We start from the raw sequence: 23,436 nt of genomic DNA, 5'->3' as shown, positions 1-23,436 counted from the left end.
AATGCGCCACGCTCTGTCCGACATTCCTCAGGCCGGACCGCGTGGCCTTCAACTCAGCGGCGTTCACCCAGACCGGCATGGGGTGAGCAGGTCTCGTGCTCGGTCCTTCGTGCCGTCAGCCTGAACGGCATGTCGCCAAGTTCGCGCTCCGACATGGCGTTCAGCACAGGATGTGACAGCGGGTCTGTCAGCCATCCCTGCGCCTCGCTCCGGGAGCGAGGCGCGCATGAGGCATTCGCGGCGAACAGGACCTTCAACGACGACACCATCCTCAGCATTTCCGGCTCCGCGGGTCTGTCTCCCATCAGCAAAGTCTGCCGTCCCGATATGAGTTTCAATTGAGATTTCGGCCGGACCAGTTTAGAAAATCTCAAATGGCCATGCTCAATCGCGTTCATCTCAACGGCCTTCGGGCCGTCGAGGCCGTTGCCCGTCTCGGCTCGCTTGCAGCGGCCGCCGGCGAGCTCAACGTTTCCGTCAGCGCGGTCAGCCAGCAGATAAGCCGTACCGAAAAGCAGCTCGGCCAGGCGCTGTTCGAGCGCACGGCCAGCGGTCTCGCGCTGACCGAATTCGGCGCTGTCTTCGCGGCCCGCCTTGGTGCTGGATTTCGCGAGCTTGCCCAGGCGGTGGCGCTGGCGGACGAAGCGACCCAATGCACCCTGGTGGTTTCGGTGGCGCCGGCCTTTGCCTCGAAATGGCTGCTGCCGCGACTGTCGCGCCACTTCGACCGGCATCCCAATGTGCTGCTGCGCATCGACGCTTCGGTGCGGCTGGCCAATCTGGATCATTCCGACATCGACATCGCCATCCGGCTTGGCGACGGCAAATGGCCGGGCGGACGCGCGGAACTGCTTCTGGCGCAGGAAGTTTTCCCGGTCTGCGCGCCCGGCATCGCCAGGAAACTGAGCTCGATCGAGGACCTTGCCCGGACCTGCGCCATCACCGACGAGCGGGCAATGATCAACTGGGACAGCTGGTTCGCCGCCGCCGGTGTTGCGCCCGTCACCTTCCAGAAGGGCGCCCGCTTCACCGATCCGATGCTATGCCTGGAATCGGCGATTGCCGGCCATGGCGTGATGCTGGGCTGGCAGTTGCTGGCGGCGGATGCGCTGGCCGATGGACGGCTGGTGGCGCCGTTCGGAATCCGTGCCCAGAGCGGGCTCGGTTACTGGCTGGTGACGCCGTCGACGAAGGCGGAAAGCCGCAAGGTCCGGGACTTCAAGATCTGGATCAAGGAAGAGATCGAGGCGACGATGGCGCAATTCGGAGCGACGACTACAGGTCCCGCCAGCGCGATCGCGGTGGAAAGCACCGTGTCCCCGGTCTATGTAGAGTCGAATATCCAACTACGGCAGGCAGGATCATGACCACACATTCGCGCGGCGTTTCCGCAACGATCGACCCGGTGAAGCTCGACAGGCTGGCGGAAGTCGCCATCAAGGTCGGGCTGCAATTGCAGCCGGGACAGGATCTGGTGCTGACCTCGTCGATCGCGGCCCTGCCGCTGACCAGGCGCATCGTCGAACACGCCTACAAGGCCGGCGCCGGGCTGGTGACGCCGATCTTCAACGACGACGAGATGACGCTGGCGCGCTACCGCTTCGGCGCCGACGCCGGTTTCGACCACGCCGCCGGCTGGCTCTATGAAGGCATGGCAAAGGCCTTTTCCAACAATGCGGCCAGGCTTGCCGTGCGTGGCGAGGATCCCTCGCTGTTGTCGGCGCAGGACCCGGCGAAAGTGGCGCGCGCCAACAAGGCGAATTCCATGGCCTACCAGCCGGCGCTGGAAAAGATCACCGGCTTCGACATCAACTGGAACATCATCGCCTATCCGGACCTCGCATGGGCCAAGCAGGTTTTTCCCGGCGATGCCGACGATGTCGCCGTGGTCAAGCTCGCCGATGCCATCTTCGCCGCCTCGCGGGTGGATGTGGAGGACCCGATCGGCAACTGGAAGGCGCACAATGCCGCTCTGCGCGGCCGCACCGAATGGCTGAACGGCCATGATTTCCACGCGCTGCATTTCACCGGACCGGGCACCGACCTGACGGTCGGGCTGGCGGACGGCCATGAATGGATGGGCGGCGCCTCGACCGCCAAGAACGGCATCACCTGCAATCCCAACATCCCGACCGAGGAGGTCTTCACCACGCCGCATGCCAGGCGGGTCGAAGGCCATGTCTCCTCGACCAAGCCGCTGTCCTACCAGGGCACGCTGATCGACGACATCTCGGTGCGGTTCGAAGCCGGACGGATAGTCGAGGCCAAGGCTTCGAAAGGGGAAGACGTGCTGAAGAAAGTGCTCGACACCGACGAGGGATCGCGCCGCCTGGGCGAAGTCGCACTGGTGCCGCATTCCTCGCCGATCTCGGCCAGCGGCCTGTTGTTCTTCAACACGCTGTTCGACGAGAACGCCGCCTGCCACATCGCGCTCGGCCAATGCTATTCGAAGTGTTTCGTCAACGGCGCCTCCCTCAGCCAGGACGAGATCGCGGCCCGCGGCGGCAACAAGAGCTTCATCCATATCGACTGGATGATCGGTTCGGACAAGATCGACATAGACGGCGTCCACAAGGACGGCAGCCGCGTGGCGGTCATGCGCAAGGGCGAGTGGGCCTGACGGCTTGCCAGCCTGCGAGGGCGGGATGACTTTCGATATCGCGGTCAAGCGCATCTACGAAGCACCCGACAAGGCCGACGGCCAACGGGTGCTGGTCGATCGCATCTGGCCGCGCGGCGTCAGCAAGGAGCATGCCACGCTGGCGCTGTGGCTGAAAGAGATCGCGCCGAGCGACGATCTGCGCAAGTGGTTCGGGCACAAGCCCGAACTCTGGACGGAATTTCAGAAGCGGTATCGCGCTGAGCTCGATGAGAACGAAGAGGCGGTGGCGCGACTGCGTGGCCTGCTCCGCCATGGCAAGGTGACGCTGCTCTACAGTGCGCATGACGAAGCGCACAACAATGCGGTGGCGTTGGCGGGGTATCTCGCAGGCGTTCACTAGAGCAATTCCAGGAAAAGTGTGAGCGGTTTTCCGTCCGGAATTTCGTAAAAACAAGGAGTTAGAGTGGTTCGCCGTTTCCGTGAAACGGTGAAGTGCTCTAGCCATCGTTGGACACAGCTTCGTCAACAGCTCCGAGGAATCAGACCGCCTCGGAGCCCCGCTTTCAGGCAATGACGAAGTGGGCGAATACAGCCCTTACTTGCCAACCGCCTGAGCATAGACATCCGGCTTGAACCCAACCAAGATCTGGTCTCCGACTTCAAGTACCGGACGCTTGATCATGGTCGGCTTGGCCAGCATAAGCGCCTTGGCCTTTTTTTCGTCGAGCGATTGCTTGTCTGCGTCCGGCAGTTCGCGGAACGTGGTACTGCTCTTGTTGAGCAGCTTTTCCCAGCCGACCTTGCCAACCCAGCCACCCAGCCGTTTCGCGTCCAGCCCCTCCGCGCGAAAGTCATGGAAGCGATAGGCAATGTCATGGCCCTCCAGCCAGACGCGCGCCTTCTTGACCGTGTCGCAGGTGGTGATGCCGTAGATCGTAGTCGTCAAAGCGCGTTTCCCTTGGGCTGACAATCGAATCCTTCCCACAGCCTAAAACCGCCCTTCCCGCTTTGCCAGCGCCCAGGCCTGAAACGCGGAATTTTCGGGCTTGCCAATACTAAGGAATTTTCCTAAGTATTGTTGGGTCGCTTTTGACGACGCTTTGGGACCGAGCAATGACAAGCCTCCAGACTGCCAATCCGAACCTTCCGCCCATCGACGGCATCTTCCGCGCGCTTGCCGACCCGACGCGGCGCAGTGTCGTCGAGCGGCTGAACCGCGGCCCGGCCTCGGTGAGCGAGCTGGCGCATCCCTTCGAGATGGCCCTGCCCTCCTTCATCGAACACCTCAAGGTGCTGGAGGGCTGCGGGTTGGTGCGATCGGAAAAGATCGGCCGCACCCGAACCTACCAATTGGCACCCGAGCCGCTGAAGCTTGCCGAGAACTGGCTGGCCGAACAGCGGACACTGTGGAAGCGCCGCCTCGACCAGTTCGACGCCTATGTGATGACCCTCAAGGAGCAGGAAAAATGAGCTATCCCTTCAAGCCGGATCCCAGGCTGGACCTCGTGCTGGAGCGCGTCGTCGATGCGCCGCGCGAACTGTTGTGGCGGGCGTGGACGAAGCCGGAGCATGTCAAGCAGTGGTTCACGCCGAGGCCGTGGATGATCACCGACTGCGAGATCGATCTCAAGCCAGGCGGGTTGTTCAGGACACGCATGCAGTCGCCCGACGGAAAGGAGGTCAACGACCGCCATTGCTGCTATCTCGAAATCGTGCCGAACGAGCGGCTGGTGTGGACGGATGCGCTGCTGCCGGGCTATCGGCCGTCAGGCGAACCGTTCATCACCGCGGTCATTTCTCTCCAGCCCGATGGCCGGGGCACGCACTACACCGCCACCGCCATCCACCGCGACGAGGCGACCCGCAACAGCCATGAGGAGATGGGCTTCTTCGATGGCTGGGGCACGGTGGCCGACCAGCTTGCCGAGTATGTGAAGACGATTTGAGCGGCACATTGCGACCCGGACGCCGTCCCGGCCGCAATGCTTCTATCTCGAAGCGAAGAGCAGGCTTCGAAGTCGGAGGCATCTCCTGCCTCAGTAGTAAAAACGCTCTTCGGTAATCTTGCCGTTCTTGACCGTGTAGAGGCCAACCTCGTCCATGGTTACACGCTGGCCGGTGGCCTTGGGTGTGACGTCGAATGTGAAGCGCACCGCGAACTGGTCGCCGTTGACATAGGGTCCCTCGACCGTTCCACCGTGGACCTCATGGTTCTCTTGCCACCATTGGCTTTTCTGCCTGAGGGCCTCCTTGCCGTGGCTGACGGCCATCGGTCCCTCCATGGCCTCGTAGCTGGCGATGTCATCGGCATTGTACTTTTCGGCGGCACCGTTGTGGTCTCCCTGCTTGAGGAGCTCGGTGAAATCCTTGGCAATTTCCGCGATGGTCATTTTGTGTTCCTCCTGTTCAGACGCACTCGAAGTAAGGAAGTGCTTGCCGGCCCGCCACCCTTGCCCGCATGACAGCTGACAAGCCGTGTCAGGACGATGGATATAGCGCGGCCGTGTGACGAGATTTGTGGCGGCTTACATACCCGCAAGGGAATCGTCCTGACCGGTCAATTGCCAGATCGCCGGACATTCGTATTCGCCCTGATAGCTGCGGATCAGCGCAAAGCTGCGCACCGTCCAGAATATCGGCTCAACAATCTGTTCCCGCACTTTCGGCATGCCTCTTCTGTCACGAAGCAGCGTGACATGTGGCTCCAAAGAACTCGTGACGAACGGCTGCAGCGGGCTGTCGTCGATCACAGCGGAGAGCTTTCGCCAGAAGGCTTGCAGGGCCGGCGAATGGTCGCTGCTGCGAAGCACCAGCGCTCCGCCGCCGAAGGCCGACAGGCAGTCGAAGTAAACTTCGAATGGCGCAGCCTGTATTAGCAAGCCGACATGGCGGGCGATCTCCACCACACGCTCCTGTTTGCCGTCGCCAAGGCCCATCAGGGTTATGTGTATTTGATCGGTTGGCGTCAGCCATCCTCGCAACCCCAGTTCCCGATTGTAGCGCTCTGCCCTGCGCCGCAGCATCACGTTGACTGGGGCTTCGACCAGAAACGCGTAGAACAGATGTGGCTCCCGGATTGGACTCGGTTCCTCAAATGGGAAAGAGGTCTGACCGTTCTTTGCGAATGCAGGTTGCCTACTCATGACGGAACTCGTCGGCAAATTGAATCCAGTCGAGAAATATAGAACATAAAGTGAACAAATCAAGTTGAAACGAAACAGGCGCCGATGCTCTCCGCATCAGCGCCTGCAACTTCAAGATTGAGGGAGCCCTGTCAGGCAGGGCTCTCGAAGTCACCGTCGCCGATGATGCCCTTGATCTTGAAGAAGCCATGGATCGCACAACCTGCATATCCGCCCCCGAACGTGCCCGGTCCGATAGTCGATCGAGACCTGCTTCGCCCCCGCAGTTGTGCGCAGACCTTGCGAGGTGGTCAGCCTAGCCCGGCAGCACAGGGCAGTTGGCGCCACGACGCAGGCTGATATGCGCCACATCACCGACGCTGAATTGAAACCCCTCTGCCTTGCGCGGCGCATCGATCACGACCGGCAACCCTTGCCCGAGTTCGGCATGCAGGCGTAGCGTACGACCGTGAAATACGATGCTGTTGACACGTGCCGGCGCCGTGCCGGGCGCGGCCTCGGTCGTCGCCAGCAGATCCTCCGGACGCACGCCGATGGTGCGCATGTCGCCTTCGCCGGGGGACTGGCCGGTTTCGGAAATGGCCTCCAGCGGCAAGGTGCCGGCAGTGAAACGCAGGCGATCGCCATCGCGGCCGACAAAATGCGATTGCAGGAGATTCATGGTGCCGATGAAGCTCGCCACGAACTTTGTTGCGGGCCGATCATAGAGGGTCGCCGGCGGCGCGATCTGCTCGATGCGGCCCTTGTTCATGACGACGATGCGGTCGGAGATCGACAGCGCCTCGGTCTGGTCGTGGGTGACCATGACGAAGGTGGTGCCAAGCCGCGACTGCAGCCGCTTCAACTCGACTTGCATCTGTTCGCGCAGATGCGCGTCCAGCGCCGACAGCGGCTCGTCGAGCAAGAGCACGCGCGGCTCGCAGACGATGGCGCGGGCGAGCGCGACGCGCTGGCGCTGGCCGCCCGAAAGTTCCAGGACGCGAGCGCGAAGCTTGTCGGCGAGACCCACCATCTCCAGGGCTTCGCCGACGCGCTTAGCCTGCTCGGCGCCGGACAGTTTTCGCAAGGACAGGCCGAAGCCGACATTCTCGGCGACGTCCATGTGCGGAAACAGCGCGTAGTCCTGGAACACGGTGTTGACCGGCCGGTCGAAAGGCCGAAGGGCCGTGATGTCACGGCCCTCGAGCAAGACCTTGCCGCTCGACGGACTTTCGAAGCCGGCAATGACACGCAGGCTGGTGGTTTTGCCGCAGCCCGACGGCCCGAGCAGCGTGATGAATTCGCCGCTGACAATGTCGAGATCGACAGCATCGAGCCCGACGATGCCACCGGGGAAAACCTTGGAAACCGCCTGCAGCCGGACGAGTGGATCAGGCGCCATCGCGAACCTCGGACGGCTTCGTGGTGTTGACCCACAGGATCTGGCACTGCTCCGCGCCGGGATTGCGGAAGGCGTGCAAAAGCGTGCTCTTGAAGGCGAAACTGTCGCCGGTCTTCAGCCCATATCTTGTCGAATCCACCACCAGTTCGACTTCGCCCGAAAGCACGAAGCCGAATTCATGGCCGGCATGGGCGTAGGCTTCCGCCGTGCCGCCACCGGCTTCCACCGTCACCAGCATGCCGGTCAGCGTCGCGCCGGGCGGCGACAGCAGTGCCTTGGCGATGCCTTCGGATTTCACCGGAATCGCGCGGCGGCTGTTGGCGCGCACGCAATAGAGATCGTTGACGGCCTCGTTGCCATCGGCAATCAGCGCCGAAGGCTCGATGTCGAGCGCGGCGGCGAGCGGCCAGATTACCTTGACGCGCAACGAGGACATGCCGCGTTCGATCTGGCTGAGCGCGCCGATCGACACGCCCGCCCTCACAGCCAGCTCGGCCAGCGACAGGCGGCGCTCGAGCCTGAGCGCCCGCACGCGTCGGCCGACCCGCACATCGGCATCATCCTTCGGCTTGTCCGCCGCTTCGTCAAGAACATCCATGCATTCGTCCTCGTTTGCTTCTTCCTTCTCCCCTTGTGGGAGAAGGTGGATCGGCGCGTAGCGCCGAGACGGATGAGGGGTGGGTGACGGATCACCGTCGGCGCCAAGCTGGAGCACCCCTCATCCGTCGCCTTCGGCGACACCTTCTCCCACAAGGGGAGAAGGAAGAACCAGCGTCACCCGCCAGCCTTCACTTTCTCGAACATCTTGGCCACATCGTCGTTCTGTTTCATCGGCCCGGTGAAGATGGTGCTCTTCAGCATCACCTCCGGGTCGGACGGCAGTTGCAGCTTCTCCAGTTCGTCCTTCGACACGCCGGCGAAAGCAGTGCTGAGCGAGCTGCCATAGCCATAGGACTGGATCAGGAATTTGCCGGAGTCGGCGTCGAGCCGACTGTTGATGAAGTCATAGGCGAGATCGACATTCTTGGCGTCCTTCAGCATGACGAAGCCGCAGGCCCAGGTCAGCATGCCTTCCTTCGGCTTCATGAACTCGACGGGCACGCCCTGCTTCTTCAGCGAGGTGGCCGATGCGTTCCAGGTCATGGCGGCGACCAGCTGGCCGCTGGCCAGCGCCTGCTCGACCGAGGTCATGTCGGTGGTGTAGCTCGACAGCAGCGGGCGCTGTTCGCGCAGCTTTGCCGCGACCTTGTCCATCTCAGCCGGCGTCATGTCGAAGGGGTTCACGCCGGCGAGAAGCGCGGCAACGATCGGCGTGTCATGGACGGCGTCGATGGTCGCCATGCGGCCGGCATATTGCTTGTCCCAGAGCAGGTTCCAGCTCGCCTCGGGATTCTTCACCAGGTCGGTGCGGTAGAGGATCGAGGTGTTGCCCCAGTCCCACGGCACCATCCAGACCTTGCCGTCGCCGGCTTGCAGGTCGGGCAGGTTCTTGAATACCGGGAAGATCGAATCCCAGTTCTTGATGCGCTTGGTGTCGATCGGCTGCAGCAGGCCTTCCTTGTTCCAGCGCGCCACCTTGTCATAGCAGGGATGGGCGATGTCAGGACGGAAGCCAGCCTTGACCTTGGTGAAGGCATCGTCGTCGTCCCCGAAGATCGAGGCCTCGACGCCATCGGGATGCGCGGCAAGGAAGCTTTTGTTGAAGTCGGGCAATTCGTAACCCGACCAGGTGAAATACTGAAGTTTTTCGGCGGCCAGCGTCACGGTCGAGGACAGGGCGAGCGCCAATGCCGCGAGGCCGGCCCGGGCCTTGTGTCCGGTTATCGATTTCAGGAATGCCATTTTCGTTCTCCTCTTGGTTGTTATGGTCAGGCTGGATTGCGGCGCGCGGCGCCAAGCCCGCGATGGCGCAGGATCTCGGCGGTACCGGCGATGATGAAGGAAACAGCCAGGATCACCGTCCCCAGCGCCATGACGGTCGGCAACGATCGGGGAAAGCGCAGTTGGCTCCAGATGTAGAGCGGCAATGTCGGCTCGGTTCCGGCGAGGAAGAAGACGACGATGAATTCATCGAAGGAGATCAGGAAAGCAAGCATGAAGGCCGACAGCACGGCCGGCAGGCTGAGCGGCAGCATGACGCGCCGGAACGTCGTCCAGTCGGAAGCGCCAAGATCGAGGGCCGCCTCGCGAACGGTCCTGGGGATGGCGGCGAAACGGCTGCGCATGATGACCACGGTGGTCGGCAGAGCCACCAGTATGTGGCCGAGAACGATGGCGATGCGCGATGGCCCGAGGCCGATCAGGTTGACAAGGATCAGCAACGATATGCCGACGATGACGCCCGGGATGAGGATCGGAAGCCGCGCGATGGCGCTGATGGTGACGGCCAAAGGGGAGCGGCCATACAGATCCATATAGGACACGGTGATGCCGCACAGCGTGGCGCCCGAAGCCGCGACGACGCCGATGACGAGGCTGTTGGCGAGCGCGCCCGAAAGCGCCGGATTGCCGTAGAGCGTCGCGTACCACTGCAGCGTGAAGCCCTGCAGGGGAAACGCCGCCTGGATGGAATCGTTGAAGGAAAACAGCGGGATCAGCAGAACCGGCAGATAGAGGAACACCAGATAGGCAAGTACGTAGAGGCCGAGCCAGGGGCCATCTCGTTTCGTCCCGGCGTGTTCGGCCCTCATGTGCGGCTGCCAAATCTGCGGTCGGCGCCGCGCGCGACCAGCACAACGAGGAGGATGACCAGCATGACGCAGACCGAAAGTGCCGCACCGAACGGCCAGTCATTGGCCTTGCCGAACTGTGACTGGATCAGCGTGCCGATCATGGTGCTGGCCGGGCCGCCGACCATGGCCGGTGTGACATAGTCACCAACCGTCGGCACGAAGACGACTAGGGCCGCGGCCAGAACGCCGGGCATGGAGTTTGGCAAAACGACGCGGCGGAACGCAGTGAACGGTCGCGCGCCAAGGTCGGAAGCGGCCTCGAGCAGCGATTTCGGGATCGTGTCCAGCGCCACATAGATCGGCAGGATGGCGAACGGCGCGTAGGCATGGGCGAGCGTGACGACCACCGCCGCCGGTGTGTTGAGGAAGGCCAGCGTCGGCTCCGACCAGATGCCGCTTTCGATCAGCGCCGAATTCAAGACGCCGTTATAGGCGAGCACGATCTTCCAGGCGAAGACGCGCAGGAGATAGCTGGTCCAGAACGGCAGCGTGACCAGGAAAAGCAGCAGGCCGCGCCGGCGACCGGCATGGAAGGCGAGATAGTAGGCGACGGGATAGGCGGTGACGACGGTTGCCAGCGTCACCAGACCGGCAATGACCAGCGAGCGCAGCGTCACCGTCCAGTAGAGCGGATCGGTTGCCACGGTGGTGAAGTTTTCGACGGTCAGCCCAACGCCGAGCAGCGAGCCGTCATTGCCGCGGAAGGCAAGGAACAGCACCAGGCCAAGCGCGAACAGGATCAGCAGGAACGTGACCATTGCCCCCGGCAGCAGCATGGCGAGCCGGAAGCCCGACAAGGACCGGGACTCGGGCACCTCTGTTGCAACCAGGGTCGACATGGACCTGTTCCATCGAGATTCTGAAATTGGCTGAGATTTTTTCATATTTGTGAAACTGTCAAGCAGAATCCCGCTGGCATTGATGGTTGAGATCAACGCCCGAATTCGGCGAGACCGGAGCCGCACGGGCTTACTTGTCCGGCATGAAAATCCATTGGGCATTTCATGCTCTTGAAAAAGCTCGCGTTTTGTGCCGCCTGGCAAGACCGAGCTGTCGCGGATCCGAGGTTTCACAGCCAAAGCACGGCAGCTTGGATCACCATCGATGGGATAGACCTTTGATCGGAATCCGGTGAAAGTGCCGCGCCTATCCGGCAAGCCGCAATTTCGATGATCAGAGGAGCCCGCGCATGACAAACCCGACGCATCTGCCCACCGAGGGTCTTCTTGTCGGCCGCGCCAGGAGTGGCGATGTCTCGCATCCCATGGTGGTCACGGTACGTGACGGCACCGTCTTCGACATCACATCAAGCGCGGCGCCGACCGTGCGTGATATCTGCGAGATGGCCGATCCGGCAGGGCATGTGCGCTCGGCCAGGGGCAAGCCGATCGGCTCGCTCGATGACATCGCGGCCAACAGTTTCGAGGCCGGGCGCGATCCGGCAAAACCGCACCTCCTCTCCCCTGTCGACCTGCAGGCGGTCAAGGCATCGGGCGTCACCTTCGTCGTCAGCCTGCTCGAGCGGGTGATCGAGGAACAGGCGCGCGGCTCGGCGGAAAAGGCCGATGCCATCCGCGCCGACATTGCCGGACTGATCGGCCATGATTTGTCGAAGCTCAAGCCGGGGTCCCCGGAGGCCATGGAGATCAAGGCCAAGCTCATCGCGCGCGGCGCCTGGTCGCAATATCTGGAAGTGGGCATAGGCCCCGACGCAGAGATCTTCACCAAGTGCCAACCGATGGCCTCGGTCGGCTTCGGCGCCGATGTCGGCCTGCATCCGGTGTCGACCTGGAACAATCCGGAACCGGAGATCGCCATGATCGCCGCCTCGAGCGGCAGGATCGTCGGCGCCACCATCGGCAACGATGTCAATCTGCGCGACGTGGAAGGACGCTCCGCACTGCTGCTTGGCAAGGCCAAGGACAACAACGCCTCCGCATCGCTTGGCCCCTTCATCCGCCTGTTCGACGACACGTTCTCGATCGACGACGTGAAGCGGGCCGTGGTGCGCCTGAAAGTCGAGGGCGAGGACGGATTCTCGCTGGAAGGCGCAAGCTCGATGGCCGAGATCAGCCGTTCGCCGGAAGAGTTGGTTGCCGCGGCCATGGGGCCGCACCATCAGTATCCGGACGGGCTGGCGCTCTATCTCGGCACCATGTTCGTGCCGTCGAAGGACCGCGGCGAGAAAGGCAAGGGGTTTACACACAAGGTCGGCGACATCGTCACCATCTCGTCGGAAAAATTCGGCGCGCTGGTCAACCGGGTGCGGCTGTCGCCCGATTGCCCGCACTGGACCTACGGCGCCAGCCATTTGATGCGCGACCTGGCGAAAGCTGATCTTCTCTAGAATCTTCGCCCAAACCGCCGCAACCAACATGATTTTGCGCGGAACTGGACGACTGCGGACGCGATCCGCTTCAAGGTCGCGGTGCGGTCAGGGGGCCGCTCCGATGTCCGATTCGCCGATCCTGTTCGTGCGCAAGGTCGCCAGTCGCCTTGGCGGCACGGTCATGCTCGAAGACATGAACCTTGTGATCGAGGGCGGCTCGATCCACGCGCTGGTCGGCGAAAGCGGCGCCGGCAAGTCAACGCTGACAAAGGTGCTGACGGGCCGAGCCCCTTCGCCGATCATCCGGCTGCCCTGAAAAATCCTCCCAACTGATGCAATCTGATGGGTCCGCTGATGGCGGCGCGTCAGGCGCCGACTACATCTGCAGATGGAGGCTTGCCATTCGTCGAAAAAGGGAATGCTCTTAGGCATCCGAGCGGCGCTGGCAAAAGACGCAATCCGGCCGAGCCGGAACAAGGGACGGATCATCTTCAACCGGGAGGAAATCAAATGCTGACAAGACTGAGACTTGTGCTCTACGGCCTGCTGGTCGCGCTGACGGTCATTCCCGCCGCGGCGCAGGCCAAGACCTTCTACTGGATTTCACATGGCGGCCCGGCCGACCCGGTCTGGACCTACTTCCTGGCCGGTGCCAAGCAATGGGCCAAGGACACCGGCAATACCGTCAACACCTCGTTCCACAATGGCGATGTCGCCTCCCAGCAGGAAGCGGTTCGCGCCGCCCTCTCGGCCAAGGCCGACGGTATCGTCACCACCAGCCCCGATCCGGGCAGCCTTGTCGAGATCGTCAAGGAAGCCCGCGCCGCCAACATCCCGATCATCAACTTCAACACGCCCGATCCCAAGGCCAATTTCAATGCCTATGTCGGCGGCGACAACGTCACCTTCGGCAAGCATTGGGCGCAGTATCTGGTCGACAAGGGCCTGGTGAAGAAGGGCGACTTCGTCTGGATGCCGGTCGAGATTCCCGGCGCCACCTACGGCGTCCAGGAAGAAGAAGGCATCAAGAGCGTGTTCGGACCGCTCGGCATCACCTATGAAGTGACCGAAGCGACGCTCGATCAGGCCGAGGTGATCAACCGCATGGTCGACTACCTCACCGCCCACAAAGGCAAGGTCAACGCCATCATCGGCCTCGGCGACCTCGTCACCGGCTCGATCAAGCGGGTGTTCGACCAGGTCGGCGTCAAGCCGGGCGAAATCCCGGTCGTCGGCTGGGGCAATTCGCTCGACACCACGCAGGAAGTGCTGAACGGCTATGTCAATGCCGGCCAGTGGCAGGACCCGCAGGCGACCAGCTATGTCGCGCTGTCGCTCGCCAACATGGCCGCGTCAGGCATTCCTCCGGGCTTCAACGTCATCACCGGCGCGCTCTACGAAAAGGACACGGCCGGCGTCTACGACAAGATCCTGTCCGGCAAATAACCGCGATCCTGGCGCCGCACCGTTCTGGCACGCGGCGCCAGGTTTCCCTTGCGCCGCGACTGGCCCGCCCGATGCGGTGGGATCGCGGCCCGTTCCAACCATGTCGCGGGTTCCCTGTGGAAAATCATTCGCTTGTCCAACGCCTGATCGCGCGGCCTGAATTTGGTCCCTTCGTGCTGCTCGTCGTAGAGATCGGTGTCTTCTGGGGCTTCAACCACGACTTCCTGTCGCCACAGAATATCTCCAACACGCTGGCCTTCACCGTCGAGCTCGGCCTGATCGCGCTGGCGATGACGTTGCTGATGACGTCAGGCGAATTCGACCTTTCCGTCGGCTCCCTGTTCGGCTTTTCGCCGGTGCTGATGTGGACGCTGTTCAACAGTGGCGTCACCTCGCTGGAAATGGGCTTCGTCGCCGCGCTGCTGGTCGCCGCCCTGATCGGCCTGGTCAATGGCTGGTTCGTCACCCAGCTCAAGATCCCCTCCTTCCTGGTGACGCTCGGCATGCTTTTGGTGGTGCGCGGCAGTGCCCTTTTCATCACCGACGGTTTTCCGCAACGCACCTGGAGCGCCGAGGGCAGCTGGCTGGCGGAAGCGCTGGTCGGCGACTTCTTCATCGGGCCGTTCCGCATCTACATGTCGCTGTTCTGGTTCATCGCCGCGGCGATCGCGCTCGGCTATGTGCTGACGCAGAGCCGGACCGGCAACTGGATCCAGGCGGCGGGCGGCAATCCCAACGCGGCGCGGGCCCGCGGCGTCAATGTCAACCGCGTCAAGATCGGCCTGTTCGTGCTCTCCTCGGTCATGGCTTCGCTGGCCGGCGTCATCTCCTCGCTGCGCACGTCCGCAGCCAATCCCAACAGCGGCACCGGCTACGAACTCGAAGTCATCGCCATGGTGGTGATCGGCGGCACGGCGCTGACCGGCGGGCGCGGTACCATCATCGGCACCGTGCTCGGCATCCTGATCCTGCGCGTGATGCGCAACGGCATCGTGCTGATCGGCGTGCCGGGCCTCGCCTACAACATCTTCATCGGCGCTATCATCCTTGGCATGATGGCGCTCCACTCATGGCTGGAACGCCGGCATCAGGCAGGGACTTGAACCATGGCCGAGCCATTGATCCGCATGCAGAATATCCGCAAGTCCTATGGTCGCGTGCAAGCGCTGGAGGACGCCAATTTTCATGTCAATGAGCGGGAGATCGTCGGCCTGCTCGGCGACAACGGCGCCGGCAAGTCGACGCTGATCAAGGTGCTCTCAGGCGCCGTGCCGCTGACCAGCGGCGACATTTTCATCCGCGGCAAGAAGGTAACCTTGCGCAGCACCAGCGACGCCATCGCCCAGGGCATCGAGACGATCTACCAGGACTCGGCTCTGGTCACGCAACTGTCGATCGCCCGCAATCTGTTCCTCGGGCGTGAGCCGATCAAGCCGCCGCGTTTCCTCAACCGCATGGACCAAGAGGCGATGAACACCGTCGCCCGCGACCTGCTCAAACAGGTCGGCATCTCGAAGAACATCCCGCCGACGACTCCAATCGGCTCGCTGTCGGGCGGCGAGCGCCAGGCGGTGGCGATCGCGCGCGCCATGCATTTCGACAGCGACCTCATCATCCTCGACGAGCCGACCAACAACCTCGGCGTCGCCGAAACGCAGGGCGTGCTGAGCTTCGTACGCAACGCCCGTGATTCCGGCCATTCCTGCATCTTCATCGCGCACAACATTCATCATGTCTTCCAGGTGGTCGACCGCATCGTCGTCATGCGCCGGGGCAAGGTGGTCGCCGACGACATCGACCCGAAGAAGACAACCGTGACGGAAGTCGAGCGGATCATCACCGGCATGTCGGACAAGGAAATCCGCGACGCCATCGCCGACGGCAAGCCGTCACATTGAGCACGGGCGGAAGCCATCTTGTCGAGGCAGCCGAATGCGCATCGCGATGATGGGTGTCGATCACCCGTCCCTAATATCGCATCGGCCGCCAAATCGCTTGTCTGGCGCGCCATCGCATCGGCGCATAGGGTTGCGGCATGAAGGCCACCGTCTCCGACATCGCCAGGAACTGCGGACTCTCGACCGCGACGGTCGACAGGGTGCTCAACAACAGGCCAGGTGCCAGTGCAGCCAACCGGCAGCGCGTGATGGAGGCGGCCAAGCAGCTTGGCTATTTGCCGGTCGCCGACCAGGTGACGCTTCCCTCGAAGCCTGCAAATCTCGAATTCTTCCTGCCGATCGGCAGCAATGCCTTCATGCAGGATCTGGCAAGACACATCGAGGACTATGCATCACGCCTGCCGCTGGTCGCCTCCTGCCGGATCCACAACCTCGCCGGCATCGCGCCGAATGCGCTGCAGGGGGCCGTCGAAAACCTGTCGCTGAGGGCCAATGGCGTTGGTGTCATCGCCATCGACCATCCGCGAACCCGCAACATCCTGCGCGACATTGTCGACACCGGCATCCGCCTGGTGACGCTGGTGTCCGATATTCCGGCCGCTCCCCGCTCGGCCTATGTCGGCATCGACAACCGCGTGGCGGGACGGACGGCCGCGCTCTTGATGGGACGCTTCCTCGGCGGCCGCGAGGGCCATCTTGCGATGGTCGTCGGCTCGCGCTCCTATCGCGGACATGAGGAACGTGAAATGGGCTTTCGCTCCGTGCTTGGCGAGGAATTTCCCAACCTCACCGTAACCAGTGCCGTCGAGATCAACGATGAGCCGGATGCCAGCTATGCCGAAACCATGAAGGCGCTGCACAACGAACCGGAACTGCTCGGCATTTATTGTGTCGGGGCCGGGCGCTCCGGCGTTGCAAAAGCCATCCGGGAAGCCAGGCCCAACCGCAAGCCGGTCTTCATCTGCCACGACCTGACGAGAGAAACGCGCGGCTACCTCGTCGACGACCTCGCCGATGTCGTCATCGACCAGAACGCCAGGCTGATCGCCGAACAGTCGGTCATTCGCCTGCTGGGCTCCATCGCCTCATCGGCGCCCTATCTGACGCGAAAATTCATCGAGCCACGACTGATCTTCAGGGAAAACGTTCCGGTGCAATGATACCGTGTTTCCCGGCTTTTGCGGACGACACGGCAAATCTGCACAGCAGCTATGCACAATTCATTGTTGCCGAATCATTGGGCAACTCATAGTTTCTGGTTGTCGGCCATCTACTCCTCCCAGATGCGATGCCGACGCTGAATGGGGTGCACCTCCTCCCGCATCACATTCGAAATCGAGCCCGCTGCCACCTCCTCCCGGCAGCGGGCTTTTTTCGTTCTGCTATCAGGGATGGGGGCACAGCCTGCGTCGAACGGCGCCAGGCATCGCCTCGGTCTTATGACCGGAAAACCACCGACAGAGGCGACTAAACTCAACCAGCGGCAGCGCCCCGGAAGGAAACGACCAGCCCTTCGGCCATGCGCACGAACTGGGTGCTCGGACCTTCGGCCCCTACCGTCTGCACGCTGACGCGCGCACCCTCGAACAGAAGCGACAGCGTGTCTGCGAGCAGTTCGGCCTGACCAATGCCGGCATCCCGGCATAACGTCACGAGGCGCTCGCGCTGAGCCTCCTTGAGTTCCTTAATCACCAGCCTGGCCGGATGGTCCGGCTCGGTCAGCTCCGCGGCGGCATTGGCCATATCGCAGCCGCGACCATCCGCATTGAGCATGGCAGCTGCCTTGCGAATCCACGCATGCAGTTGCGCAAGCTTGTCGCCAGGGAACTCGGCCTCGAAAGTGTCCCACATGGCGCCCGCCTTGGCCGCGCTGGCGCGCAGGCACTCGACGATCAGCTCGTCCTTGGATTCGAAGTGACGATAGAGCGTCATCTTGTTCGTGCCGGCAGCTTCGGTAATGGCGTCGACGCCGACGCCCTTGATGCCGTGCTTGTGGAACATGTCGCGTGCCGTCTCCAGGATTCGATCCCGGGGACGAGAGCGCTCCACGACGCCGTCTGTCATCATGATCTCCTTTCGTTTCCAAAAAACCCTCGGCCACCTCTTGACTAGGGTGTTACCGGTCTGTAACTTCCAGAATGTTACTTACTGGTAACACCTATGTCGTCCGCCGTCAATAACAAGGCCGTGAACTGGTCCTGCCAGATGAGAGGGACGAGAAACTGCCAATCATGCGGCCTCGGCCGGTGAAGAAATGAAAACGGTTCGCGAGCATGGGCTGCGAATCGACAGACAAGGAGCCGGCCAATGCCACAGCGCCGCGATCTTACCATAGATGAGGCCGTCCGGGATCCGATGATCCGGCTGGTCATGAAAGCAGATGGGGTCGACCCCCGCGCTTTCGAGAAAATGCTTCGCTCGCTTGCCGATGGGCAGCGTCGCGAGGTGCCGTTGCTGCGTTCACGGGAAGCGTCCCGTGACGGGCACGGCCAGTTGTCCAGGGTTGCCAGTGCCTTCGGGCGGGCAAGAGCAGCCGGCGAGGCATGTGTGTCGTGGTAAACTTTTTCATTCACCGCCCGATCTTCGCCTCGTCGATCGCCATCATCATGGTGCTCGCCGGGACGATTTGTTATTTCCTGCTGCCGGTCTCGCAGTTTCCCGACATCACGCCGCCCCAGGTCGTGGTCAGCGCCCACTATCCGGGCGCCAGCGCGCAAGTGGTGGCCGACACGGTGACGACGCCGCTGGAGCAGCAGATCAACGGCGTGCAAGGCATGACCTACATGTCGTCGACGAGCTCCAATGACGGTTCCTCGACCATCACCATCACCTTCGATGTCGGCTACTCCCTGAGCACCGCCGCCGTCGACGTCCAGAACCGCGTCTCGCAGGCGGCATCGTCGCTGCCGGCGATCGTCAACCAGGGCGGCGTGACGATCAAGAAGCAGAACCCGAACTTCGTCCTGATCGTCAACCTGACCTCGCCCGACAGTTCCGTCGATCCGGTGGCGCTCTCGAACCTTGCCTATCTCCAGGTCGTCGATCCGCTGAAGCGGCTGGAAGGCGTTGGCGACGTCCAGATCTTCGGCGAGCGGCGCTATTCGATGCGTGTCTGGCTCGATCCCGACAAGCTCGCCAATCTCGGCATCACCGCCGTCGACGTGCAGAATGCCATCGCCGAACAGAACGTCCAGGTGGCGGCGGGCAAGATCGGCCAGTCTCCGGCGCCGGCAGGCACCGCCTTCGAGATGCAGGTCAACGCCGTCGGCCGCCTGAGCGACCCGAAGGAATTCGGCGACATCGTCGTGCGCGCCAACACCGACAGCGGCTCGCTGGTGCGGCTGCGCGACGTTGCCCGGATCGAGCTTGGCGCGCTGCAATATTCGTCCTCGGCCTTCTTCGGCAAGGACCCGACCGTGGTGCTCGCCGTCTACCAGATGCCTGGTTCCAACGCGCTCGACCTTCAGCAGCGCGTCAAGGACAAGATGCAGGAGCTGTCCGGCCGATTCCCCAAGGGCGTATCCTACGCGATGCATTACGACACGACGCGCTTCGTTTCGGCGTCGATGCATGACGTGCTGATCACGCTCGGCGAAGCGCTGGTGCTGGTCGTCGCCGTGGTGTTCGTCTTCCTGCAGAGCTGGCGCACGACCATCATCCCGACCATCGCCATTCCGGTATCGCTGGTGGCGACGCTGGTCGTCATGGAGATGCTGGGCTTCTCGCTCAACATGCTCTCCCTGCTCGGCATGGTGCTGGCGATCGGCCTCGTGGTCGACGACGCCATCGTGGTGGTCGAGAATGTCGAAAGGCAACTGGAGGCAGGGCTGAAACCACTGGCGGCCACCAAGGCCGCCATGGCCGAAGTCACCGGCCCGATCATCGCCACCACCGCGGTGCTGATGGCCGTGTTCGTGCCGGTTGCCTTCATTCCCGGTGTTTCGGGCCGGCTCTACAACCAGTTCGCGCTGACCGTGGCGATTTCCGTCGGCATTTCCGCCTTCAATTCGCTGACGCTCAGCCCCGCGCTCAGTGCCGCCTTCCTGAAGCATCGCCAGCCGACGCAGTTCGTGCTGTTCCGCTGGTTCAACACCGGCTTTGACAGGCTGTCGCATGCCTATGCCCATGGCGTGCGCTTCCTCATCCGCTTGCGCTGGATCATGCTCGGCCTGTTCGCGGCCGGACTGGTCGCAACATACTTCGTCTGGCAGCGTCTGCCGTCGACCTTCCTTCCGGTCGAGGACCAAGGCTATTTCTTCGTCGTCATCCAGTTGCCCGACGGCGCCTCGCTGGAACGCACCGACGCGGTGGCCAAGCAAGCGCGCGACATCCTGCAGGCGACGCCCGGCGTCGACATCGTCGGCTCGATCAGCGGCCTGAACTTCCTGACCAGTGCCGCGCAATCGAACTCGGCGGTCGAGTTCGCCATCCTGAAGCCATGGGAAGAGCGTGGCCCCGACCAGAGCGCATCGAAGCTTGTGTCCGACGTGCGCGGCAAGCTGATGCAGATTCCGGAAGCCTTTGCGCTGAGCTTCGATCCGCCTTCCATCCCGGGTATTGGTACCACGGGCGGCTTCGAATTCGTCGTCGAGGACCTGACCGGTCGTGGCAGCACCGCCCTCAACGACGCGACGCAAGCCGTGATCGCCGAGGCGCGCAAGCAGCCGGAGATCAACCCGCAGCAGCTGTTCTCGCCGTTCTCGACCTCGACGCCGCAGTTCAACTACGACCTCGACCGCAGCAAGGCCAAGCTGCTCGGCCTCAACCTGCCCGATGTCTTCAACACGCTGCAGATCTATCTCGGCTCGCTCTACGTGAACGACTTCAACCTGTTCGGCCGCACCTTCCGGGTGACCATCCAGGCCGACAAGGATGCACGTGCGGGCGCCGCCGACATTTCGCGGCTTTATGTGCGCAACGCCTCCGGCGGCATGGTGCCGCTCTCGACGCTGGGCAAGCTCGTGCCCTTCGTCGGTCCCGAAACCGTGCCGCACTACAACAACAACGCCTCCGCCTCGATCAATGGCGGTGCCGCACCCGGCTTCTCCTCGGGCCAGGCGGTCGCCGCCATGGAACGGGCGGCCGCCACCGCCCTGCCCAGGGATTTCGGTTTCGAATGGACCGGCATCACCTTCCAGGAGCTCAAGGCAGGATCGATCGCGTCCGTCGTCTTCGGCCTCGCCATCGTCTTCGTCTTCCTGATCCTGGCGGCTCAGTATGAGAGCTGGGCAATGCCGTTCATGGTGCTGCTGGCGGTGCCTCTAGCCCTGTTCGGCGCGTTCGCCGCACTTTGGGCGCGCGGCATGCAGATCGACGTCTACTCGCAGATCGGCTTCGTCATGCTGATCGGCCTGGCGGCCAAGAACGCCATCCTGATCGTCGAGTTCGCAAGACGGCGACGCGAGGAGGGCCTCAGCATCGTCGAGGCGGCGATGGAAGCCGCGCGGCTCAGGCTGCGGCCGATCCTGATGACGGCTTTCGCCTTCATCCTCGGCGTGCTGCCGCTGATGTTCGCCACTGGCGCCGGTGCCGCGAGCCGTCAGTCGATCGGCACCACCGTGTTTGGCGGCATGGTCGCCGCGACCATCCTGTCGCTGGTGTTCGTGCCGGTCTTCTACGCGGTCATTGAACAACTGCGGGAGCGCCGCGAAAGCGGCGAGCCCGCCTCCAAGCACACTGAACCAACTGCCGAACCCGCCTTCCCTCCCCTGGCGGAAGCGGCCGAATAAGATTGGAGACTAATCATGCGTAAATGGAAAATCGCGTTGGGAACGGCTGTCGCACTGGGCGCGATCTCGGTGGCCAGCGTCCACCTGCTCGACATGGGTAACCTCAGGTTGAGCGGCGCCACGGCGGGAGCGGCGACGCCGGCTCCGGCGGCATTCGTCATGCCGGTGCCGGTGGCAAGCGTCGTCAAGAAGACGATCCCGATCTATCTCGACTATGCCGCCCGCATCGAGCCGATCCGCAGCATCACGCTGCAAGCGCGCGTGCCGGGCTACCTGCAGGAACAGACCGCGCAAGATGGCGCGGATGTGCGGCAGGGCGACCTCCTTTACAAGATCTCGCCCGACGACTTCCAGGCAGCTCTCGACCAGGCGAAAGCCCAGGTGCAGCGCGATACGGCGACACTCGACTATGCGCGTTCCAATCTCGGCCGCGGCACCGAGCTCGCCAAGAGCGGCTACCTGGACAAGGACAGCTTCGACCAGCGCACAAGCACCTTGCGCGAGGCACAGGCGTCGCTGGCGCTCAACCAGGCAGCGGTGCGCACGGCGGAGCTCAATCTGAGCTATGCCGAGATCCATGCGCCGTTCACCGGGCGCCTGGGCCGCAATCAGGCTTCGGTCGGAACGCTGGTCAGCGTCGCCGGCACGGTGCTCAACACGCTGGTGCAGCTTGACCCGATCTATGTCACCTTCAATCCGAGCGAGACGGATCTGGCCGAGATCGAGCAGGCCCGCGCGGCCGGCCCGATCGAGGTCGAGGTTCTGCTTCCGGGCGAGACCGAGACCAGCCAGAAGGGCGAACTCACCTTCATCGACAACACGGTCGACCATTCGACCGGAACCATCACCGCACGCGCCACCATCGGCAATGCGAAGTTCACGCTGATGCCTGGCCAGTATGTCCGCGTGCGGCTGCATATCAGGCAGCAGCCCGACGCGCTGATGGTGCCGCAGACGGCGCTGGGTTCGAGCCAGCTCGGCAAATATCTCTACGTCGTCGGCAAGGGCAACACGGTCGACCAGCGCCTGGTCTCGCTCGGCCCGACCAGCGGCGATCTGGTTGCGATCCTGAGCGGCGTCGCCGAAGGCGACCAGATCATCACAGGCAATCTGCAGAAGATCGGACCGGGAATGCCGATCTCGCCACTGCCACAGAAACCGGCTACCTGAATCCCCCGCAGGCCCGGTTTCCGCGCGGCGCCCTCGACCTTTTCTCAGGTCGCGGGCGCCGTTTTCACGAGCAGGCCGACAAGGGCGGCCACATCGGCGCGATCGGCCCTGGCCGGTGGCATGAAGGCGCAATAGGGATGGCCGAGGCGCACTGAAACAGTGGAAAGCGCAACCAGGCGGCCCGCCTCCAGATCGGCTTGCGCCATCACCCGCTGGCCAAGGGCAATGCCCAGGCCGAGCCTCGCCGAGGCGATCGCCAGACTGGACAAGCCGACACGGCGCCCATGCGACGGGTCTGGCGAGCGGCTCGCGCCGCATGCCGCGAACCAGTCGGCCCAGGTTGGGTGCGAGGCGTAGTTCGGACCCCAATTGGTGTGGATGAACAGGCTCTCATGCAGGTCCGTGAGACCCGGATCGCCATTGCCGTGCCGGTTCCGGAATTCCGGCGCGCAGACCGGCAGCACATCGTCATGGACGAGGCGGATCATCCGCAAACCGGGATAGTGATAGTCGCCATAGGAAATGCGCAGATCGACATTCTGGCGCATCAGATCAATCGGATCGTCTTCCGCGCGCACGTCGATCGCCATGTGCGGAAAGGCATCGAGAAGCGCAGCCAGCCTCGGCGCCAGCCATAGCTCGGCCAGCGAAAACGGCACGCTGACGACCAGCCGCGTTCTCAGGCCGCCTTCCAGCATGCGCTGGCCGATGGCCGCGATGTCGCCAAGCGCACGCGCGGTCTGCGGGTAGATGGCGTGGCCGGCGTCGGTCAGCGTGATGCGGTTGCCAGTGCGCACGAACAGCTGCTTGCCGAACCAGGTTTCGAGATTGCGGATCTGCTGGCTGACCGCCGCCGAGGACACGCCAAGCTCGCTCGCGGCCAGGGTGAAACTGCCGGAGCGGGCGGCGACCTCGAAGGCCTTGATCGCGTTCAGCGGCGGTAGTTTTTCCATGCCAGGTTCCGTAAGATTTTCTTGGTCAATCCTAATAATTTTCCACGTTGAGA

General features: G+C 63.0%; 24 protein-coding genes. 13 read left to right on the top strand and 11 right to left on the bottom strand.

Annotation, left to right across the window (positions count from 1 at the left end):
* Window positions 1-53: 53 nt before the first annotated feature.
* Window positions 54-305 carry a hypothetical protein gene (locus AC07SZ_RS00190; protein WP_246740205.1) on the bottom strand — a complete coding sequence of 84 codons (252 nt, stop codon included), beginning with the start codon at window positions 303-305 and terminating at the stop codon, window positions 54-56.
* Window positions 306-374: 69 nt separating this feature from the next.
* On the opposite strand from AC07SZ_RS00190, the gene AC07SZ_RS00185 reads away from it, so the two are divergent.
* Genes AC07SZ_RS00185 through AC07SZ_RS00175 form a run of 3 tightly spaced genes read left to right on the top strand, consistent with a single transcriptional unit; the run spans window position 375 to window position 3,002 of the window.
* Window positions 375-1,367 carry a LysR substrate-binding domain-containing protein gene (locus tag AC07SZ_RS00185; protein WP_494912952.1) on the top strand — a complete coding sequence of 331 codons (993 nt, stop codon included), beginning with the start codon at window positions 375-377 and terminating at the stop codon, window positions 1,365-1,367.
* Window positions 1,364-2,620: an aminopeptidase gene (locus AC07SZ_RS00180; RefSeq protein WP_494912951.1), complete on the top strand. Its 1,257-nt coding sequence runs from the start codon at window positions 1,364-1,366 to the stop codon at window positions 2,618-2,620. Before AC07SZ_RS00185 ends, AC07SZ_RS00180 begins: the two co-directional genes overlap by 4 nt.
* Window positions 2,621-2,645: 25 nt before the next feature.
* Window positions 2,646-3,002 (top strand): DUF488 domain-containing protein, encoded by a 357-nt coding sequence (locus AC07SZ_RS00175; protein WP_494912950.1) that lies wholly within the window; start codon window positions 2,646-2,648, stop codon window positions 3,000-3,002.
* A gap of 195 nt (window positions 3,003-3,197) precedes the next feature.
* Here the strand turns inward: AC07SZ_RS00175 and AC07SZ_RS00170 are convergent, their stop codons facing one another.
* Window positions 3,198-3,548: an ArsC family reductase gene (locus AC07SZ_RS00170; protein ID WP_056564156.1), complete on the bottom strand. Its 351-nt coding sequence runs from the start codon at window positions 3,546-3,548 to the stop codon at window positions 3,198-3,200.
* Between the two features lie 167 nt (window positions 3,549-3,715).
* Between AC07SZ_RS00170 and AC07SZ_RS00165 the strand changes: the two genes are divergently transcribed.
* A complete protein-coding gene (locus tag AC07SZ_RS00165) occupies window positions 3,716-4,072 on the top strand; it encodes an ArsR/SmtB family transcription factor (RefSeq protein WP_056564159.1) in 357 nt (118 codons plus the stop codon).
* The gene (locus AC07SZ_RS00160; protein ID WP_494912949.1) at window positions 4,069-4,548 is read left to right on the top strand and encodes an SRPBCC family protein; all 480 of its coding nucleotides are present in this window, start codon (window positions 4,069-4,071) and stop codon (window positions 4,546-4,548) included. The genes AC07SZ_RS00165 and AC07SZ_RS00160 overlap by 4 nt, the downstream gene beginning before the upstream one ends.
* A 90-nt stretch (window positions 4,549-4,638) precedes the next feature.
* Here the strand turns inward: AC07SZ_RS00160 and AC07SZ_RS00155 are convergent, their stop codons facing one another.
* From AC07SZ_RS00155 to AC07SZ_RS00125, 7 genes are all read right to left on the bottom strand, one after another.
* A complete protein-coding gene (locus AC07SZ_RS00155) occupies window positions 4,639-4,992 on the bottom strand; it encodes a SnoaL-like domain-containing protein (RefSeq protein WP_056564169.1) in 354 nt (117 codons plus the stop codon).
* A gap of 135 nt (window positions 4,993-5,127) precedes the next feature.
* Entirely contained in the window at window positions 5,128-5,745 is a 618-nt protein-coding gene (locus AC07SZ_RS00150) for a 2'-5' RNA ligase family protein (protein WP_494912948.1), read from the bottom strand.
* 295 nt (window positions 5,746-6,040) lie between these two features.
* Window positions 6,041-7,126: an ABC transporter ATP-binding protein gene (locus AC07SZ_RS00145; protein ID WP_494912947.1), complete on the bottom strand. Its 1,086-nt coding sequence runs from the start codon at window positions 7,124-7,126 to the stop codon at window positions 6,041-6,043.
* On the bottom strand, window positions 7,116-7,724 hold the full coding sequence (locus tag AC07SZ_RS00140; RefSeq protein WP_056564178.1) for a cupin domain-containing protein: 609 nt from the start codon (window positions 7,722-7,724) through the stop codon (window positions 7,116-7,118). Before AC07SZ_RS00140 ends, AC07SZ_RS00145 begins: the two co-directional genes overlap by 11 nt.
* A gap of 176 nt (window positions 7,725-7,900) precedes the next feature.
* A complete protein-coding gene (locus AC07SZ_RS00135) occupies window positions 7,901-8,968 on the bottom strand; it encodes an ABC transporter substrate-binding protein (protein ID WP_065004940.1) in 1,068 nt (355 codons plus the stop codon).
* A 26-nt stretch (window positions 8,969-8,994) separates the two neighbouring features.
* Window positions 8,995-9,816 (bottom strand): ABC transporter permease, encoded by an 822-nt coding sequence (locus AC07SZ_RS00130; protein ID WP_494912946.1) that lies wholly within the window; start codon window positions 9,814-9,816, stop codon window positions 8,995-8,997.
* Entirely contained in the window at window positions 9,813-10,697 is an 885-nt protein-coding gene (locus AC07SZ_RS00125) for an ABC transporter permease (protein ID WP_081294672.1), read from the bottom strand. The genes AC07SZ_RS00130 and AC07SZ_RS00125 overlap by 4 nt, the downstream gene beginning before the upstream one ends.
* Before the next feature lie 350 nt (window positions 10,698-11,047).
* Here AC07SZ_RS00125 and AC07SZ_RS00120 point away from each other — a divergent pair, with 350 nt between their 5' ends.
* The 6 genes from AC07SZ_RS00120 to AC07SZ_RS00095 all read left to right on the top strand — a co-directional run bounded on the left by AC07SZ_RS00120 (window position 11,048) and on the right by AC07SZ_RS00095 (window position 16,691).
* Complete coding sequence (locus tag AC07SZ_RS00120) at window positions 11,048-12,205, top strand: fumarylacetoacetate hydrolase family protein (protein WP_494912945.1); 1,158 nt, start codon at window positions 11,048-11,050, stop codon at window positions 12,203-12,205.
* A 103-nt stretch (window positions 12,206-12,308) separates the two neighbouring features.
* On the top strand, window positions 12,309-12,503 hold the full coding sequence (locus tag AC07SZ_RS00115) for an ATP-binding cassette domain-containing protein (RefSeq protein ID WP_056564186.1): 195 nt from the start codon (window positions 12,309-12,311) through the stop codon (window positions 12,501-12,503).
* A 194-nt stretch (window positions 12,504-12,697) separates the two neighbouring features.
* Window positions 12,698-13,633 carry a substrate-binding domain-containing protein gene (locus AC07SZ_RS00110; RefSeq protein ID WP_056564187.1) on the top strand — a complete coding sequence of 312 codons (936 nt, stop codon included), beginning with the start codon at window positions 12,698-12,700 and terminating at the stop codon, window positions 13,631-13,633.
* A gap of 116 nt (window positions 13,634-13,749) precedes the next feature.
* A complete protein-coding gene (locus tag AC07SZ_RS00105) occupies window positions 13,750-14,736 on the top strand; it encodes an ABC transporter permease (RefSeq protein ID WP_056564189.1) in 987 nt (328 codons plus the stop codon).
* Window positions 14,737-14,739: 3 nt separating this feature from the next.
* Window positions 14,740-15,531, top strand: coding sequence for an ATP-binding cassette domain-containing protein (locus AC07SZ_RS00100; RefSeq protein WP_056564191.1), 792 nt, complete (start codon window positions 14,740-14,742; stop codon window positions 15,529-15,531).
* 137 nt (window positions 15,532-15,668) lie between these two features.
* Entirely contained in the window at window positions 15,669-16,691 is a 1,023-nt protein-coding gene (locus tag AC07SZ_RS00095) for a LacI family DNA-binding transcriptional regulator (protein WP_056564193.1), read from the top strand.
* A 313-nt stretch (window positions 16,692-17,004) separates the two neighbouring features.
* Here the strand turns inward: AC07SZ_RS00095 and AC07SZ_RS00090 are convergent, their stop codons facing one another.
* Complete coding sequence (locus AC07SZ_RS00090; protein WP_494912944.1) at window positions 17,005-17,595, bottom strand: TetR/AcrR family transcriptional regulator; 591 nt, start codon at window positions 17,593-17,595, stop codon at window positions 17,005-17,007.
* A 488-nt stretch (window positions 17,596-18,083) separates the two neighbouring features.
* On the opposite strand from AC07SZ_RS00090, the gene AC07SZ_RS00085 reads away from it, so the two are divergent.
* Window positions 18,084-21,260 carry an efflux RND transporter permease subunit gene (locus AC07SZ_RS00085; protein ID WP_056565655.1) on the top strand — a complete coding sequence of 1,059 codons (3,177 nt, stop codon included), beginning with the start codon at window positions 18,084-18,086 and terminating at the stop codon, window positions 21,258-21,260.
* A gap of 15 nt (window positions 21,261-21,275) precedes the next feature.
* On the top strand, window positions 21,276-22,430 hold the full coding sequence (locus tag AC07SZ_RS00080) for an efflux RND transporter periplasmic adaptor subunit (protein WP_056564200.1): 1,155 nt from the start codon (window positions 21,276-21,278) through the stop codon (window positions 22,428-22,430).
* A gap of 44 nt (window positions 22,431-22,474) precedes the next feature.
* On the opposite strand, the gene AC07SZ_RS00075 is transcribed toward AC07SZ_RS00080, so the two are convergent.
* On the bottom strand, window positions 22,475-23,383 hold the full coding sequence (locus AC07SZ_RS00075; RefSeq protein WP_494912943.1) for a LysR substrate-binding domain-containing protein: 909 nt from the start codon (window positions 23,381-23,383) through the stop codon (window positions 22,475-22,477).
* Window positions 23,384-23,436: the final 53 nt, after the last annotated feature.

This window comes from Mesorhizobium sp. GW821-FHT07A06, from assembly GCF_059419085.1.
The sequence above is the reverse complement of the archived record's forward strand: the minus strand, read 5'-3'. Positions and strand labels throughout refer to the sequence as shown.